At 76.5% G+C, this 2170-nt stretch carries 2 protein-coding genes; one reads left to right on the top strand and one right to left on the bottom strand.

Annotated elements, in window-relative coordinates; all coding sequences use genetic code 11:
• Positions 1-66: 66 nt before the first annotated feature.
• Positions 67-1416 carry a 4-aminobutyrate--2-oxoglutarate transaminase gene (gene gabT, locus G3I53_RS11135; RefSeq protein WP_164438295.1) on the bottom strand — a complete coding sequence of 450 codons (1350 nt, stop codon included), beginning with the start codon at positions 1414-1416 and terminating at the stop codon, positions 67-69.
• Between the two features lie 188 nt (positions 1417-1604).
• Here gabT and G3I53_RS11130 point away from each other — a divergent pair.
• Positions 1605-2170 (top strand): PucR family transcriptional regulator ligand-binding domain-containing protein (locus tag G3I53_RS11130; RefSeq protein WP_203616905.1); only part of this gene is annotated, 566 nt, incomplete at its 3' end.

The raw sequence follows: 2170 nt of genomic DNA, 5'->3' as shown, positions 1-2170 counted from the left end.
CGGTGACGGCCGGGCCCCGGGTACGGCCGCCGGTGCGGGGGTCGCGGCTGACCTCGGCCGCCGCGCTCACGCCGCACCGCCGCACGCACCACGGATCGCCGCGGACAGCACGTCGAGGCCCTCGGCGAGCAGGTCGTCGGGGATCACCAGCGGCGGCAGCAGCCGCACCACGTTGCCGAAGCTGCCGCACACCAGGGCGATCACCCCCTCCGCGTGGCAGCGCGCGGCCACCTCGCGGGCCAGCGCGGGATCCGGTTCGTCCGTGCCGGGCCGGACGAACTCCACGGCCATCATCGCGCCCCGACCGCGCACCTCGGCCACCTGGGGCAGGTCGCCCGCCAGCGGTTCGAGCCGCGCGCGGACCGTCCGCTCGATGCTCCGGGCCCGCTCCAGCAGCTCCCCGTCCCGCAGCATGTCCAGCACCCCCAGGGCGGCCGCGCAGGCCACCGGGTTGCCCGCGTACGTGCCGCCCAGCCCGCCGGGCGCCACCGCCTCCATCAGCTCGGACCGGCCGGTGACCGCGGCCAGCGGCAGCCCGCCGCCCAGCGCCTTCGCCGTGCACAGCAGATCGGGCACGAGGCCCTCGTGCTCACTGGCGAACACCGTGCCGGTGCGGCCCATCCCGGTCTGCACCTCGTCGGCGACCAGCACGATCCCGTGCCGCCGCGCCACGCGCTCCACACCGGCGAGGAAGCCGGGCGCGGGCACCACGAAACCGCCCTCGCCCTGCAGCGGTTCGACGACGATCGCGGCCACGGTGCCGGCGCCCACCCGCTCCAGCAGCGCCTCCAGCCCGGCCAGCGCCTCCTCGGCGCCCGGCCCGCGCAGCGGATACGCGTACGGGGCGCGGTGGACCTCCCCGGGGAACGGACCGAAACCGGTGCGGTACGGCACCTCCTTCGCGGTCATCGCCAGCGTCATCATGGTGCGCCCGTGGTAGGCGTGGTCGAAGACCACCACCCCGGGCCGGCCGGTCGCCGCCCGGGCGATCTTGACGGCGTTCTCCACGGCCTCCGCGCCCGTCGAGAACAGCGCCGTGCGCTTGGCGTGACCGCCCGGCGCGAGCGCGTTGAGCCGCTCGGCGACCTCGACGTAGCCGTCGTACTCCGTCACCAGGAAGCAGGTGTGGGTGAACCGTCCGGCCTGCTCGCGCACCCGGGAGACCACGGCGGGGGCGCTGGCGCCCACGCTGGTCACCGCGATGCCGGAGGCGAGGTCGATGAGATGGTTGCCGTCGACGTCCACGACGACGCCACCGCCCGCCCGGTCCACGAACACCGGCAGGGTGACGCCGAGTCCGCCGGGCAGGGCGGCGTCCCGGCGCCGCTGCAGCTCCCGGGAGCGGGGGCCGGGCAGTTCGGTGCGCAGGATGCGGCGCTGCTCGGGCTGGGGGAGGAGGGGCGGGGAGGGCGACACGGTCGGCGGGGCGGGGAATGCGGTGTCTGCTGCCACGACTGTCCTTCCGAGGGCCGGGGACCGGGTGATCGCCTCACGCTAAACAGCCGGACACCCGCCGCACCTTGTACGATCCATCCACCTTCCGCTCTTCCTCGTACGCGTCGCACAACCGAACCGCCACCCCCGTCCGCTTCCGGAGCCGCCCGATGCCCACCCTCGACGTCCTGGTGCGCACCCTCGGCGACGACCTCGCGCCGGTCACCCCCGACCGCCCGCCGGCCCGCGAGGTCACCGGGGTCCACGTCAGCGAACTCACCGACCCCACCCCCTACCTGTCCGGTGGGGAACTCCTGCTCACCACCGGCATGGGCCTGACCGGGCAGACCGCCCAGGCCCGCGCCTACACCGCCCGGCTCGCCGGACACGGCACCGCCGCCCTCGGGCTCGGACTCGGCCCCCTGCACGCCGAGGTCCCCCCAACCCTCGTCGACGCCTGCCGGGTGGCGGGACTGCCGCTGCTGGTGGTGCCCGCCCCCACCCCGTTCCTCGTCGTCGCCCGCACGTACTGGTCGCTACAGGCCGCGGCCGACCAGGAGGAACTGACCGCCGCCCTGGGCGCCCACCGCGATCTGGTCCGGGCCGCGGCCGGACCCCGCCCGGTCCCCGCCGTGGTGCGCACCCTCGCCGGTGCCGTGGAGGGGTGGGCGGCCCGGCTCGGCACGTCCGGCGAGGTGCTGGAGGTCTGGCCGCGCGGGCGCCGCGGCAGCGCCCG

Origin of the sequence: Streptomyces sp. SID14436 (assembly GCF_010548465.1) — a bacterium.
Classification (GTDB): Bacteria; Actinomycetota; Actinomycetes; order Streptomycetales; family Streptomycetaceae; genus Streptomyces.
This window is presented reverse-complemented; position numbering and strand designations above follow the sequence as displayed.